12 protein-coding genes and 1 pseudogene are annotated in these 14,117 nt (G+C 68.5%); 7 read left to right on the top strand and 6 right to left on the bottom strand.

The genetic code is table 11. The annotated features are described in order from the left end of the window. Window positions 1–37 precede the first annotated feature (37 nt). From lhgO to ACFXK0_RS03310, 5 genes are all read right to left on the bottom strand, one after another. Window positions 38–1,219: an L-2-hydroxyglutarate oxidase gene (lhgO, locus tag ACFXK0_RS03330; protein WP_379408109.1), complete on the bottom strand. Its 1,182-nt coding sequence runs from the start codon at window positions 1,217–1,219 to the stop codon at window positions 38–40. Beyond that, on the bottom strand, window positions 1,216–1,938 hold the full coding sequence (locus tag ACFXK0_RS03325) for a hypothetical protein (protein WP_379408108.1): 723 nt from the start codon (window positions 1,936–1,938) through the stop codon (window positions 1,216–1,218). The genes lhgO and ACFXK0_RS03325 overlap by 4 nt, the downstream gene beginning before the upstream one ends. A gap of 337 nt (window positions 1,939–2,275) precedes the next feature. Further along, on the bottom strand, window positions 2,276–3,067 hold the full coding sequence (locus tag ACFXK0_RS03320) for a TIGR03084 family metal-binding protein (RefSeq protein WP_379408107.1): 792 nt from the start codon (window positions 3,065–3,067) through the stop codon (window positions 2,276–2,278). Window positions 3,068–3,174: 107 nt separating this feature from the next. Beyond that, window positions 3,175–4,530: a hypothetical protein gene (locus tag ACFXK0_RS03315; protein WP_379408106.1), complete on the bottom strand. Its 1,356-nt coding sequence runs from the start codon at window positions 4,528–4,530 to the stop codon at window positions 3,175–3,177. A 396-nt stretch (window positions 4,531–4,926) separates the two neighbouring features. After that, the gene (locus tag ACFXK0_RS03310; protein ID WP_379408105.1) at window positions 4,927–5,547 is read right to left on the bottom strand and encodes a TetR/AcrR family transcriptional regulator; all 621 of its coding nucleotides are present in this window, start codon (window positions 5,545–5,547) and stop codon (window positions 4,927–4,929) included. A gap of 168 nt (window positions 5,548–5,715) precedes the next feature. On the opposite strand from ACFXK0_RS03310, the gene ACFXK0_RS03305 reads away from it, so the two are divergent. The 4 genes from ACFXK0_RS03305 (at window position 5,716) to lon (ending at window position 10,432) form a co-directional block, all read left to right on the top strand. Continuing rightward, complete coding sequence (locus tag ACFXK0_RS03305; RefSeq protein ID WP_379408104.1) at window positions 5,716–6,414, top strand: hypothetical protein; 699 nt, start codon at window positions 5,716–5,718, stop codon at window positions 6,412–6,414. 30 nt (window positions 6,415–6,444) lie between these two features. Next, the gene (locus tag ACFXK0_RS03300) at window positions 6,445–6,615 is read left to right on the top strand and encodes a DUF2613 domain-containing protein (RefSeq protein ID WP_379408103.1); all 171 of its coding nucleotides are present in this window, start codon (window positions 6,445–6,447) and stop codon (window positions 6,613–6,615) included. Beyond that, a complete protein-coding gene (locus tag ACFXK0_RS03295; protein ID WP_379408102.1) occupies window positions 6,612–7,673 on the top strand; it encodes a DUF3068 domain-containing protein in 1,062 nt (353 codons plus the stop codon). Before ACFXK0_RS03300 ends, ACFXK0_RS03295 begins: the two co-directional genes overlap by 4 nt. A gap of 152 nt (window positions 7,674–7,825) precedes the next feature. After that, window positions 7,826–10,432: an endopeptidase La gene (gene lon / locus ACFXK0_RS03290; RefSeq protein ID WP_379408101.1), complete on the top strand. Its 2,607-nt coding sequence runs from the start codon at window positions 7,826–7,828 to the stop codon at window positions 10,430–10,432. Window positions 10,433–10,690: 258 nt separating this feature from the next. On the opposite strand, the pseudogene ACFXK0_RS03285 reads toward lon, so the two are convergent. Next, window positions 10,691–11,098, bottom strand: a pseudogene (locus ACFXK0_RS03285) (PaaI family thioesterase); the annotation flags it as partial. A gap of 161 nt (window positions 11,099–11,259) precedes the next feature. Between ACFXK0_RS03285 and ACFXK0_RS03280 the strand changes: the two are divergent. From ACFXK0_RS03280 to ACFXK0_RS03270, 3 genes are all read left to right on the top strand, one after another. Then, on the top strand, window positions 11,260–12,339 hold the full coding sequence (locus ACFXK0_RS03280) for a DNA polymerase IV (protein WP_379408100.1): 1,080 nt from the start codon (window positions 11,260–11,262) through the stop codon (window positions 12,337–12,339). Window positions 12,340–12,454: 115 nt separating this feature from the next. Beyond that, window positions 12,455–13,450, top strand: coding sequence for an acryloyl-CoA reductase (locus tag ACFXK0_RS03275; protein ID WP_379408099.1), 996 nt, complete (start codon window positions 12,455–12,457; stop codon window positions 13,448–13,450). Continuing rightward, window positions 13,447–14,115 carry a GntR family transcriptional regulator gene (locus ACFXK0_RS03270; RefSeq protein ID WP_379408098.1) on the top strand — a complete coding sequence of 223 codons (669 nt, stop codon included), beginning with the start codon at window positions 13,447–13,449 and terminating at the stop codon, window positions 14,113–14,115. The genes ACFXK0_RS03275 and ACFXK0_RS03270 overlap by 4 nt, the downstream gene beginning before the upstream one ends. Window positions 14,116–14,117 lie beyond the last annotated feature (2 nt).

The following is a 14,117-nucleotide window of genomic DNA, read 5'->3' as shown; positions in this document are numbered from 1 at the left end:
TACTACAAAAGTCCTCTTTATTTCCGGATATGAGGCATTACAGCTGGTCGACGAGGTATTCCGCGATGGGCATCGCCGAGGTCGCGGCCGGTGAGGGCGCGTTGAGGACGTGGATCGAGCGCGGGGTGCGCTCGATCAGGAAGTCGTGCACCAGGGTGCCGTCGCCCAGCACCGCCTGCGCGCGGATGCCCGCCCGATGCGGGAGCAGATCGGCCGGGCCGAGCTCCGGGCAGTACTTGCGGCATTCGGCCAGATAGCCCCGCTTGAACAGCGAATTGCGCAGCTCCCGCGCCCCGGTGCGCAGATGGTCGCGGGCCACCCGGCGCATGCCGGGGAAGCCGAGCACGTCGAGGGCGTCGCGGCGGTTCACGCTGCCCTTGCGATAGCCCTCCCTGGACAGGCCGAGCACCGCGTTCGGGCCGACGGTGAGCTCGCCGTCGATGGTCGGGCTCAGATGCACGCCGAGAAACGGCAGCGCCGGATCGGGCGCCGGATAGATCAGCGTCGAGACGAGGTCCGCACGTTCGGCGGGCAGCCGGTAGTACTCACCGCGGAACGGGACGATCCGGAAATCGGTGCGGATACCGGCCATTCGCGCCATCCGGTCGGCCTGGAGTCCGGCGCAGACCACCAGCGTCCGCGCGGTGATCGAGCCGGTCGGGCCGGAAATGGTGACGGCCGAATCGGATTCGCTGATCGCGGTGATCGGGGCGTCGAGCAGGACCTGCCCACCCAGCTCGGTGACCCGCGCGGCCAACGCGGCGGTGACCAGGGCGTAGTCGATGATTCCGGTGTCGGGGACGAACAGCGCGCTGACACCGGTGATGTGCGGTTCGCGGCGGGCCAGTTCGGCGGCGTCGAGCGCCTCGACGTCGACATTGTTCTGGATCGAGCGCTGATAGAGCACCCACAGCCGTTCGTCCTCGACGGAATCGGTGGCCACCAGCAGTTTTCCGCATTCGCGGAAGGGAATGCCGTTGGCGGCGGCGAACTCCTTGGTCCAGGCCGCACCGGCGCGACACAGCCGAGCCTTCAAACTGCCGGGCGGATAGTAGATCCCGGAGTGGATCACGCCGCTGTTGTGCCCGGTCTGATGCGTGCCGAGAGCGGACTCCTTGTCCACCAGCGCCAGACTCGCGCCGGGGTGGGTGCGCAGCAGCCGATGCGCGGTCGCGACGCCGACGATGCCGCCGCCGAGCACACAGAAGTCGTAGGTCACACGCCGACGGTAGTCGCGTCGTCGGTGGCGGGCGACTGCGCCGCGGGAGCGTCATCGGCGCCCGGTTGCGGTGCGGGAGCCGAATCGGCGGGCGCGACAGTGCCCGGTTGCGGTGCGGGAGCCGGGTCGGCGGGCGCGACGGTGCCCGGCTTCTGGATGCGTTGTACGTGCAAGGTGTGGGTGCCCAGGGTGGGATCGGTCAGCACGAAGACCACTCCGCCACGGCGCGTGTCGAACTCGGTGCGCAGCGCGGTGACCCCGGCCGGATCGGCGGTGATCCCCAGGTATTTCGAGGCGATCGTCCCCAGATTCGTGTCGAGGGTGAAGGCGACGGCGTCCGAGCGCGCGGGCACCACCTGCGCGCCGACATAGGTGTTGCCCACCCGTACCCGGCCGGCCAGCGACGAATAGTCCGGTGTCGCACCGACTCCGGACTGGTGGACGGTGGCCTGCTCGGCGACGCGCTCGGTGCTGAAGGCGGCCAGCTCGACGAGGGCGCCCGTGGCGCGCGGAGCCGGTGTGCCGGCGGGGAGCGGCCTGGCCTGGCCGGGATCGGGGGCCGCGAGCGGTGCGGACTGCTCGCTGCCGCCCGGCGGCGCCAGCGTGGGCATGTTGTTGACGATGTAGGCGCCGGCCGCGAAGGTCAGGCAGAGGCTGGCTGTCCCGGCGACGACGGTCGCGCCCAGCCGGACGAGCTGGGCAGGGCGATGTGCGGCCACGATGCGTTCCTTCCTGTACCTGTGCGTCAACCCGAGGTGGACGGGCCCGCATCGTTGGAAGCCACGCGTTGATTTCCACGGTACGGGTTCACCGCTGCGGTTACCCGCTCCGCATCCTGAGATCAGGCCCACATCTGAAACGCTCGCGTATCAATACAGGTCATCATGGGGTTTCACCCCGCTGACGGGTTTCTCACACCGGATAGCGGGTACTCCGGGAAAGCAGGCGAGCGTCATTCACGACTGCCACGGAGGTCAACCCCCGGCCAACGATGTCCGGGGCAGTCGGCACGAATGGCGCTCGAGTTGGTGGCGCTCGCCTGTTCGTATCCGCCGGTCAGGCGAATTGTCCCTGTTCACGGCCTTCCCCGGGCGGCCCGGCGAAGGCCTGGGCGATGCTGAGCCAGTGTTCGGCGTCGGGGCCCTCGGTACGCAGCGCGGTGTCGGCGCGGTGCCGGCGCTGGGTGGCGACCAGGCAGAAATCCACGGCGGGACCGGTGACGCGCTGAGGTGCGTCCTCGGGGCCCCAGGTCCACAGCGTGCCGTCGGGGGCGGTCAGTTCCACCCGGAATTCCTCGGCGGGGCCGGCTTCGCCGTGCACCGTGTAGGCGAAGTTCCTGGTCCGCACGCTGATATGGGCGACGGTGCGCAGCCGGGCGGTCGGCGTGCGCTCGACCTTCAGCGCGTCGGCCACATCCTGGCCGTGTGCCCAGGTCTCCATGATGCGCGCCGAGATCATCGACGCCGGGCTCATCGGCGGGCCGAACCAGGGCAGCTTGGTGCCGGCGGGGACGGCCGCCAGCGCCGCGATGAGCTGCGCGCGGCCGCTGCGCCAGCGCGGCAGCAGCTCGGCGGGCGGGATCTGGGCGATCTCCTCGGCGCCTTCGTCGACGAAGGTGAACATCTTGGGCGCGGCCTCGGCGAGCAGTTCGGCGAAGCGCGGCTGGTCGGTGACGGCCAGCAGCGATACCTCATCGGTCCAGGTCAGATGCGCGATCTGGGTGGAGATGTCCCAGCGCGGTGACGGGGTCGGCGTCTGCCACTGCGCGGCGGTCAGCGGGGCGAGGAGGTTTTCCAGATCCGCGCATTCGGCGGCGAAATCGTCGAGGAGTGCTGCGAGGTCAGCCATCTGTTCCCTTGCCGAATCGTGGCGCGACCTGGGCCGGGCGCGCCGTCGTCACCAAGAATCGCAGCGGGCCCGAAAAAATGCAAGCATGCGTGCTTGTTCTTGCGGGGCTACCACCCGAAGGTGATCAGGTGGATCGCGCCGACGGCGATACCGAGGACACCGCCGTGCAGGTACAGCAGCCAGGCGTCCTGCTCGACGGCCGCGTAGAACATCTCCATGAACTCGCCGGGCGTGAGTTTCTGCAGCTTGCGGTCGGCGAAGGAATCGATCTTCTCTGCCTGTTCGCGGACGAACTTCTCGTCTTCGACCATGGTCGGCGCCAGGCTCAGCCCGGCTCCGGCGCCCGCGGTCGCCAGGTTCTCGAAGCTCTTCTTGCCGATCGCCGCGCGCACCATGAACGCGGTCGGTCCCAGCTGCTGGTGGATCTCCTCGGCGACCACGCGCTCGATGAGCTGACGGGTCTTGTCGCCGTTGGGGCCATCGAGCAGCTCGTTGGACAGGTTCTCCACGGTCAGCACCTGGTAGGCCAGGATGTGCGCGAGGTCGGTCGCGGCCTGCGGCTGGCGCTTGGCCAGCAGCGCCTGGCGCCACAGGTACTTGTAGCGCGGCTGCGGATCGCCGGGCTCGAACACCATCTTGATCGCGATGACGTTCACCGTCACCCCGATCATCGCCGAGGCGAACAGCACGATCGCCCAGGCCGGGATCGCCGAGATGTAGGGGATCTGCGGGTGCACATGCAGATACAGCGCCAGGATCAGGCCGAACGGCGCGCCGAGCAGGCCGACCCGCGACATGAACTTGAGCTCCGGCGCCGCGATGGTGGTGGTCAGGTCCTTGAGGATGTACGGGTTCTTCTCCAGGTACCGGATGACGAAGTTCTTCACGTCGAGCAGCTGGTCGATATTGTCGCCCAGGTTCTCGAACGCGCGCCGGCTCAACGCGGGCAGCTGCCGGTCCACCCGCTGGTAGACGGCCTGTTTCACCTGCCGCGGCAGCGAGCGCCACAGATCGGGGTTCTCCCGGTACATGATCTCGTCGACGATCGGCTGCACCTGCGGGCGGGCGCGTTCGGCGAGGTAGTCGGCGATGCCGTCGAGGTCGAGTTCGTGGATGAAGTCACGCGGGCTGCCGATCCGCATCAGCGCCTTGTCGACGCAGATGCTGGCCATCTTCTCCGCGCGGGCGGGGATGAAACCCTGGAAGCCGAGCCTGCGTCCGTCGCCGGAGAAGGTCGGCAGTACCTGCACCCGCCGCGGCAGGTACGGGTACAGGATGTGCAGCATCGGCACCCGAAATCCCTTGAACTGCACCGGCCAGAACAGCATCAGCACGCCGGTCCAGTTGGTGAGCCAGCCGGCCAGCGCGCTGAAGATCGGGAAACTCACCAGGTCGACCACGAACTTCGATTGCCCCGTCAGTTCTTCCCAATCGATGAAGAGGCCGGAGGCGAGTGTGGTCATCGAAGAGCCCCCTAGTACTGACGCGCGAAGAACGTAAAACCTCGAGAACGTTGAGGATAAGCCAATCACACTTCTGTCTCGCCGGAACCCGGCCGAACTGGAACAGGTTGCCGTCCGATTGCCCGTGGTGGTGGGCCCCTACTCGCCAGTAGTCGAGCGTCCAGAATATTTTCCGGCGAGCCATCTACCGTCGGTGTCCTGCGGAATCGGTGATCGATGACATTTCCGCAGGTGATGACAGTCTCAGAAATTCAGCCGTTGCGATTTGGGTCACTGTTGTGTAAAACTCTCGGACCACACTGTGGAGCCGACCGGTCTCACAATGTCCGGAAAGGGAGAGGGTTGAGCTTGCAGCACGTGCGCGAAGTTGCCACCCTCCCGTCGGCTGCGCAGAAATCAGTCCGACCCGATCAGCGACAGGGCCGCCCTGGTGAGCAGTTCCACGAGCTCGTCGACCGGCGGACGCGACTCGCGCAGCAACCACTCGTGCGCCATGCCGTTGACCGCGCCGGTGATCAGCGCGGTGGTCAGCTGGGCGTCGCCGCGCAACCGCTGGCCGATGCCGTCGAGTGCCGCCTCGATCAGCGCCGACCAGGCGTGCCTGCGCGTGCGCCTGCGATCCTCCATCCGATCGCTGACCCCGACCACCTCGATCAGCGCCACCTGGGCCCGGTACGGATCCGAACCGAGCGATTCCAGGTAGGCCGCGAAGCCGGTCCGCAGCGCGGTCTCCGGATCGGTCGGCTTGGGCAGCGCGACCAGATCGGCCGCGACCGCGTTCGCCGCGTCGTCCTGGATCCGGTCGTAGGCCGCGAGCAGTACATCCTCGCGGGTCTCGAACTCCTCGTAGAACTGCCGCTTGGACAACCCTGCCGCGGCACACACCTCGGCGAGGGAACACGTGGCGTAGCCGCGTTCGGCGAAGATGCGCGTTGCTGCTTCCAGGAACCGCTGTCGCCGTTCGGCTTTACGCGCGACGACTGTACGACCCCCATACCGTCTGTCCGCTGTAGTCACCTCTCCAAAGTATCTGAAACCCGGGATCACACTGACGTTTCCGGTGTGTTCTATTTATCCCACGAAAAGAAGGACGGCTGACCAGTGTTGCGCACCCGAGGATCGCGGACCGCTCTGTCCGCATTCGTACTAGCGGTGAGTGCGTCACTCGCTGCCCCGACGCCGGCGATGGCTGCCCCGCAGCCCGCCGCGGTCGCGCCGAGCGTTCCGGCGGTCCCGGAGAACGTGTCCGCCGAGGCGCTGGCCGCGCTGGCGCCGACGATGGTGGGCGCCATCTCGGCGCCGGCCCCCATCGCCGGTGGCGCGCAAGCCGCGATCCTGGCGCAGGCGCGTGTGCTGCTGGCCACCCCCGGCATCCCGGAGAAGGTCAAGACCACGCTCGAGAAGGTCATCACCTTCCTCGACGGCAGTGGCGGCGGCGGTCCCGACCTGCCGCCCGCCGACGGCCCGGTGATCTCGCAGTTCCTCTACCCGACCATCGGTAAAGGCTGCATCAGCGATTCCGGCGACTCGGTCGGCACCGCGCTCGCGGTCGCAGGCCCGGCCGAACTGCCGCCGCCGGGACCGCAGGCGGGCCAGACCGGCTTCGTCTTCACCGCGCTGGGCACCGAGACGCCCACCGTCACCCAGGATCCGCCGATGACGGTGCAGTGGATCAACCTCAGCACGGGCCGCACCGGCAACACGCCGCTGACCACCGAGGCCGGCATCAACCCCGACGGCCCGGCCACCCTGTCCGCCGTCGCCGACACCGGTTCAGGCCGGATCGCCGCGGTGATCTCCGGTTCGCTCACCACGACGACCGCCGACGCCGAGGTCCGTACCTGCTCGTTCGCCCCGACTCTGGGGTTCTTCTCCGTCGCCTGAGTCGACACCACGTATTGGAGTTCGATCTTTATGAAGTTCGCCGTTCCCGGCCTGATCAGTGGGCTGGCAGGCGCGGTTCTAGGGGTGATTGTCGTCATCGGCATCACCGCGGCCGCACAACAGAATTCGATACCGGCACCCGAGGCCACCGCTGACCCGGGCTCCTCGCTGCTGGGCGACGTACAGTACGGCAGCCGATGAGCGGCGCGCGCAGGACCATCGCCTGCGTTCTCGTCGGCCTCGGCGCGCTGCTGCTGGCCGCCGCCGTCATGATCCCCACCTACACCGTCGGCAAGGTCGGCAAGACCCCCCTCGACCTGAAGATCACCACCATCGCGCGCAGCGTGCCCGGCGAGGACAGCATGGTGCTGGACTCCAAGTCGCTCACCTCGCCCGAGGGCGCGGCTCGGGTGGAAACCGATGTGCCCCTGTTCTCTCAGCGGTACCTCACCGTGGAAGAGCCCTCCGGTGCCGAGCAGATGACCATCCAGGCCGGTCAGACGCTGAGCCGTACCGACATCGACGGTGCCGCCGGTCTGCTGACCGCCTCCATCGACCGCGTCACCATCGACCGGATCAGCGGCGAACCGATCGATGCCTCGCCCAACGGTTCGATCGCCGTGCTGAACAAGGACGGCACGCCGCTGGCCGATGAGTCGCAGCGGGTCGGCCTGCAGTACCGCTTCCCGATCGGCACCGAGAAGAAGTCCTACCCGTACTTCGACCTCAACGCGCGCGCCACCTACGACATGGAATTCGTCGAGGAGACCGAGATCAACGGGATGCCGGTCTACTACTTCAAGCAGACCGTCCCGGTGACCAACATGTGGGATGTCATCGAGTCCCCGACGCACAAGCTCACCCTGCCCGCCGCCAAATGGGGCCTCGAGGGCGAGGAGCCGGTCACCATGACCCGCTTCTACACCAACACTCGTGACGTGTGGGTCGAGCCGAAGACCGGCACCGTGATCAAGGGCGGCGAGCAGTTGCACCTGTTCTACGGTCGCTCCGCCGACCAGGTCGATGTGACCGCCCTCAAATCGCACCTCGTCTTCGACGAGCCGACCATCGAATCCCAGATGGCGGTCGCCCAGGACAGCATCGACAAGCTGTCGCTGTTCGGTAGCACCCTGCCGATCATCCTCGGCGTCCTCGGTGGCGTCTCGATCATCGCCGGCGTCGTCCTCGGCATCCTGAGCGGCCGTGGCCGTGGCCGTCTGATCGATCCGCCGACCGAGCGCTTCGACCGAAACCTCTAACCCCCTGCAAGAAGAACGCCCCGGCTGCCTGCCCGAACCGCAGGCAGTCCGGGGCGTTCTCCTTTTCGCCCACAGTGAACGGCGCGACCTGGTGGAACAAAGGGCGGAGAGGCCATGTTGAGTCAGCAAAGCTCAACTTTGGAAGGGTCGACATGACTTCAGCTCAGAACCTGCCGGTGCTGTTCCTGACCGATCCGATCGTGCTGCCGGGCATGGTCGTGCCCATCGAACTGGACGAGTCGGCGCAAGCCGCCATCGACGCCGCGCAGGCAGGCAAGACCGGGGCCGTGCTGGTCGCGCCGCGGCTGGACCAGGGCTACGCGTCCTACGGCGTCGTGGCCACCATCGAGCAGGTCGGGCGGATGCGCGGCGGCGCCCCCGCCGCGGTGTTGAAGGCCGAACGCAGGGCGCGCATCGGGCACGGGGTCACCGGGCCGGGCGCGGCGCTGTGGGTGGAGGCCGAACCCGTCGAGGCCGTCGAGCCCGACGAGCGGACCCGCGCGCTCGCCGCCGAATACAAGAAACTCGTCGTCGCGGTACTGCAACGGCGCGAGGCCTGGCAGATCATCGACATCGTCAACCAGCTCGACAGCCCCGACGCCATCGCCGACACCGCAGGCTACGCGCCCTACCTGTCCGACGAGCAGAAGCGCGAACTGCTCGAAACCCCCGACATCGCCACCCGGCTGACCAAGCAGATCGCCTGGATCACCGACCACATCGCCGAGGTCGAGGTCACCGACAAGATCTCCGAGGACGTCCGCGACGGCATGGAGAAGAGCCAGCGCGAATTCCTGCTGCGCCAGCAGCTCAACGCCATCCGCAAGGAACTCGGCGAAGACGAACCCGACGGCGCCGACGACTACCGCACCCGGATCGAAACCGCCGACCTGCCCGAACATGTGCGCGCCGAGGCGCTGCGCGAAGTCGGCAGGCTGGAACGCGCCAGCGACCAGAGCCCGGAATCGGGCTGGATCCGCACCTGGCTCGACACCGTGCTCGACCTGCCCTGGACGGTGAAAACCGAAGACAGCGCCGATGTCCCGGCCGCCCGTGCCGTGCTCGACGCCGATCACCACGGCCTCGACGAGGTGAAGGACCGCATGGTCGAGTACCTGGCGGTGCGTGCGCGCCGGGCCTCGCGTGGTCTGGAGGTCGTCGGTGGGCGCGGCTCCGGCGCGGTGCTGGTGCTGGTCGGCCCGCCCGGTGTCGGCAAGACCTCGCTCGGTGAATCGGTGGCGAAGGCGCTGGGCCGCAAGTTCGTTCGCGTCGCCCTGGGCGGTGTGCGCGACGAGGCGGAGATCCGTGGGCACCGCCGCACCTACGTCGGCGCGCTGCCCGGCCGGATCGTGCGCGCGGTCAAGGAGGCGGGGTCGATGAATCCCGTTGTCCTGCTGGACGAGATCGACAAGGTCGGCTCCGATTTCCGCGGTGATCCGGCGGCGGCGCTGCTCGAGGTCCTCGACCCCGCGCAGAACCACACCTTCCGCGACCACTATCTGGACCTGGACCTCGACCTGTCCGATGTCCTGTTCATCGCGACCGCCAATGTCATGGACACCATCCCCGGCCCCCTGCTGGACCGGATGGAGCTCATCACCGTCGACGGCTACACCGAGGCCGACAAGGTGGCCATCGCCCGCGACTTCCTGGTGCCCCGGCAACTGGAACGCAACGCGCTGACCACCGAAGAAGTCGCGATCACCGACGCGGCCCTGCGCGAAATCGCGGCCAACTACACCCGCGAGGCCGGTGTACGCCAGATGGAACGCCTGGTCGCGAAAGCCCTGCGCAAGGCGGCGACCCAGCTGGTCACCGCCGGTGACTCGCTCGGCTACGACCCGTCGCTCGGGTACGGCAATGTGGTCGACTTCAACGTACCCACCACCCCGGCCCGCCCGGTGGACGCCGACGCGCCCTCCGCGGTGGCGCCAGAGCCGGGTGCGCTGGGAGACGACGATTCTGCCGCCGCGAGGTCGGGTTCGGCGGGTGCTGGCGATTCCGTCGCCGGGGCATCGGAGTCCGGGTCGGCGGACACTGATACGCGCCGGGTGTCGGCCGCCAAGCCGGGTGATGTCGGGTCGCCCGGTGCGGTGCCGACGCTGACCGTCGATGTCGACAACCTCACCGATTACCTCGGCCGTCCCCGCTTCACCCCGGACTCGGTGGAACGCACCGCCGTCCCCGGTGTGGCGACGGGCCTGGCGGTGACCGGGGCCGGCGGCGATGTGCTCTACATCGAAGCCAATGCCGCCGAGGGCGAGCGCTCGCTCACCCTCACCGGTCAGCTGGGCAAGGTCATGAAGGAGTCGGCGCAGATCGCGCTGACCTATGTGCGTTCGCACCTCGAGGAGATCGGTATCGAGCCGAAGGTCCTGGACCGCAATATCCACATCCACTTCCCGGCGGGTGCGGTGCCCAAGGACGGGCCGTCGGCGGGCGTCACCATGGTCACCGCGCTGGTCTCGCTGGCGCTGGGGCGTCAGGTCCGCGGTGATGTGGGGATGACCGGCGAGGTCACCCTCAACGGGCGTGTCCTGCCGATCGGCGGGGTGAAGCAGAAGCTGCTCGCCGCCCAGCGCGCCGGCCTGAAGACGGTCTTCATCCCGGCCCGCAACGAGCCCGACCTCGACGAGGTCCCCGCCGAGGTGTTGGCCGCCCTGGATGTGCGTCCCGTCGCCGATGTGGCCGACATCCTGGCCTACGCGATCGAACCGATCGCCGAGCCGGCGGCGGAGGGCCTGGCCTTCACCGCCTGACCCGAACGAACCGGCGTAATCGTGCAATCTGGCGGCGCTCAGTCAGTTTTCTGACTGTGGCGCGGCGGATTGCACGATTACGCCGGTGTTCTACCGGCTGACGGTGGGCGGCAGCGGCGCAGCCTCCCGCTCGACGACCGGGAGCTGGTCGGTCTCGTAGGTGTCGGGGTCGTCATCGTCGAATTCGTCGTCGAATTCCTGGTCCTCGGCGGCATCGGTGGCCGCCGAGGGTGCGAGGTCCTTCTCCACCCGGCGGGTGGTGCCCTGGGCGACCGCGCACAGGATCGGTTCCTCACCGTCGATCTCGGCGTAGACATCGCAGTGGGTGACGGCCTGGCGCCGGGTCGCGCCGAGCACGGTGGCGTGTACGCGCAGGCGCTCGCCCATGGCCGGGCGCAGGTAGGTGATGGTGAAGCCGCCGGTGAGCACATTGGGGCCGAGGACGGTGCCCGCGGCGAAGGTGAGCGCGTTGTCGGCGGCGTAGGCGAGCACACCGCCGTGCACGAAGCCGAACTGCTGGCCGTGCTCGGGCTGGATCTCGATCACCAGCGTGGCCGCGCCGTCGCCGAATTCGGTGAGTTCGGTGCCGACGAGCCGGGCGAACGGCTGCGCGGCGAGTACCTGGCGCGCCAGGTCGAGGTCGAGGGTGGTGGCTTCGGTCGGCATCGGGGGTGTTCCGTTCTTCGAGCGGGCAGCGATATCGGTTGGCGCGGTACGGATATTGCCATCAAGCCAACGGCGCGGGTACCCGGTGTACCCGGCCCGGCCACGCAGCGCGTGAGCGCCGCCTACTCCCGATTGTCCTACCGTGCGGTAATACTTCATCTGTGCCCCAGTGGCTGCTGCACGTCGATCTCGACCAGTTCCAGGCGGCGGTGGAATTCCGGCGCCGTCCCGAGCTGCGCGGTGAACCGGTGATCGTGGGCGGCGAGGGTGATCCAGCGCAGCCGCGCAAGGTCGTGACCTGCGCGTCCTATCCGGCCAGAGCCTTCGGCGTGCGGGCCGGGATGCCGCTGCGCACGGCCCAGCGCAAGTGTCCGGAGGGGATCTTCCTGCCGGTGGACATGTCCGCCTACGAGGCGGCCTCCACCGAGATCATGGCGACATTGGGCCGGGTGGCGGGCGCGGTCGAGGTGTGGGGCATGGACGAGGCCTTCGTCGCCACCGACGGCGATCCCTGGGCACTGGCCACCGAAATCCGCAGGGCAGTCGGCGAACTCGGCCTCACCTGCTCGGTCGGCATCGGCGACAACAAGCTCACCGCCAAACTGGCCACCGGCTTCGCCAAGTCAGCGGGCAAATCCTCGGCCGAACCCGAGCACGACCCCGGCGCCGCCGCCGGGATCTTCGAACTGACCGCGGCCAACTGGACCGAACTGATGGGTCACCGCCCCACCGACGCCCTGTGGGGTGTCGGTGCCAGGATCGCCAAGCGCATGGCCGCGCTCGGCATCGACACCGTCGCCGACCTGATGGCCGCCGACCGACAGCGCCTGGCCGCAGAATTCGGCCCGAACACCGGTCCCTACCTGTGGGTCCTCGGCCACGGCAAGGGCGACACCGAACTCGCCACCGTCGCGCGGATCCCGGTGGGCCGCAGCAAGTCCGAAACATTCCCGCACGACCTCACCGACCCCGTCGAGATCCGCCGCGAACTCGCCCGCATCGCCACCGAGGTCGCCGACGAGATGCGCGAACACCACCGCATCAGCACCCGCGTCGCGGTCACCGTCCGCACCAAAACCTTCTACACCCGCAGCAAGCAGCAGAAACTCCCCTCCCCCACCGACGACGTCCCCACCCTCGTCGCCACCGCCCTTGCCATCATCGACCGCTTCGACCTCGACCGCCCCATCCGCCTGCTCGGCGTCCGCCTCGAACTCCTCCCGGAGCCGCCGGACAGGTGATCACCACGCTCTGGTGGCGCGGCTCTCGGTCGACGCCGCCGCTGGGGCGGGGTGATCAACTGTCCAGGATCGCGGGTCTGCCGCTGGGGTGGGGTGGGCTCGTATGCTCGGGGTCATGGAATTCTCCGCGATGGTGGCCCGTGAGTCCGATGGTGGGATTGTGCTCGCTCGTGAGCAGGTGGGGGAGGAATTCCTCGGCGTCGGTGAGGTGACCATCAAGGTCCATTACTCGAGCGCCAATTACAAGGATCTGCTGGCGATCACGCCGCGTGGTGGGGTGGTGCGCGACTATCCGATCGTGCCGGGCATCGATCTCACCGGTGAGGTGGTCGCCTCGGAGACCGACGACTTCGCCGTCGGCGATCAGGTGATCGCGCACGGCTACGAACTCGGCGTCTCCCGCAACGGTGGCTTCGCCGAGTTCGCGCGGGTACCGGCCGAATGGGTGGTGCGCCTGGACGGCCTCGACACCCGCGACGCCGCCACCATCGGCACCGCCGGCTTCACCGCGGCCATGAGCGTGCAGGCACTGCTCGACCACGGCCTCACCCCCGACGACGGCGCGGTGCTGGTCACCGGCGCGACCGGCGGTGTCGGCACCGTCGCCATCGACATCCTCTCCGGCCTCGGCTTCGAGGTCATCGCCTCCACCGGCAAGACCGACGCAGGCGATCTGCTCGCCGAACTCGGCGCCAACGAGGTCATCGGCCGGCTCCCGCTCGACCCCGACGCCAAGCCGCGCCCGCTCAACAAGGCAGTGTGGGCCTCGGCGGTCGACAGTGTCGGCGGCGCCTCGCTGGCGCATGTCCTGAGTTCCATCGGCTACGGCGGCGCGGTCGCCGCCAGCGGCCTCACCGGCGGCCCCGAGCTGCCGACCACCGTGCTGCCGTTCATCCTGCGCGGGGTGAGCCTGCTCGGTATCGACTCGGTCTTCCTCCCGATCGAGAAGCGCCGTGCCCTGTGGACCGCGCTGGGCAAACAGCTGCGCCCCCAGCATCTTTCGACGATCGAGTCGTTCGCCCCGATCACCGAGGTCGGCGCCGTGCTGCGGTCGATCAAGGAGGGCACCCATTCCGGGCGCACGGTCATCGGCGTCGCGAACGAGTTTTGACCGACGTCGATACCTCCCAGACCCGGCGGATCTACGACGAGCTGCGGCGCGACATCATCACCGGTGTCTTCCGGGAGGGCGAGAAACTGCCGGAGTCGCGGGTCGCGACCATGCTGGGGTGCTCGCGGTTGCCGGTGCGCGAAGCGCTGGCGCTGCTCGAATTCGACGGCATCGTCAGCGCCCGGCCTCGCCGCAGCGCGGTCGTCCGCCGCTGGGACCGCACGGCAGTGGAGGAACTGTTCGATGTGCGGATCGGCCTGGAACCGCTCGGCGCCCGGCTCGCCGCGGCCCGCATCCGGCAGGGTCAGGACAGCACGCCGTTGCGGGCGGCACTATGCGGGGCCAGGGAGGCCACCGCCGCCGGTGACCGGCTGCGGATCGCCGAGAGCAACGCCGAATTGCACGGCGCGATCGTGGAACTGTCCGGCAACAGCCTGCTCACCCAGCTGATGCGAACCATCCTGGCGCGGATGGCGTGGCTGTTCTACCTCACCGCCGACCGCGACACCGATGTGCAGCGCGACGAACACGCCCACCTCATCGAAGCGATCTGCTCCGGCGACGAGCGCCTGGCCGAATACGCCATGCTCAGCCATACCGAGGCCGGGCGAGCGCCGACGTTGGCGCTGGTCACCGCACTGCGGCACGCCGGCCCCGAGGTCTAGCC

This window comes from Nocardia sp. NPDC059177 (assembly GCF_042755165.1).
In the GTDB taxonomy this organism is placed as follows: domain Bacteria; phylum Actinomycetota; class Actinomycetes; order Mycobacteriales; family Mycobacteriaceae; genus Nocardia.
This window is presented reverse-complemented; position numbering and strand designations above follow the sequence as displayed.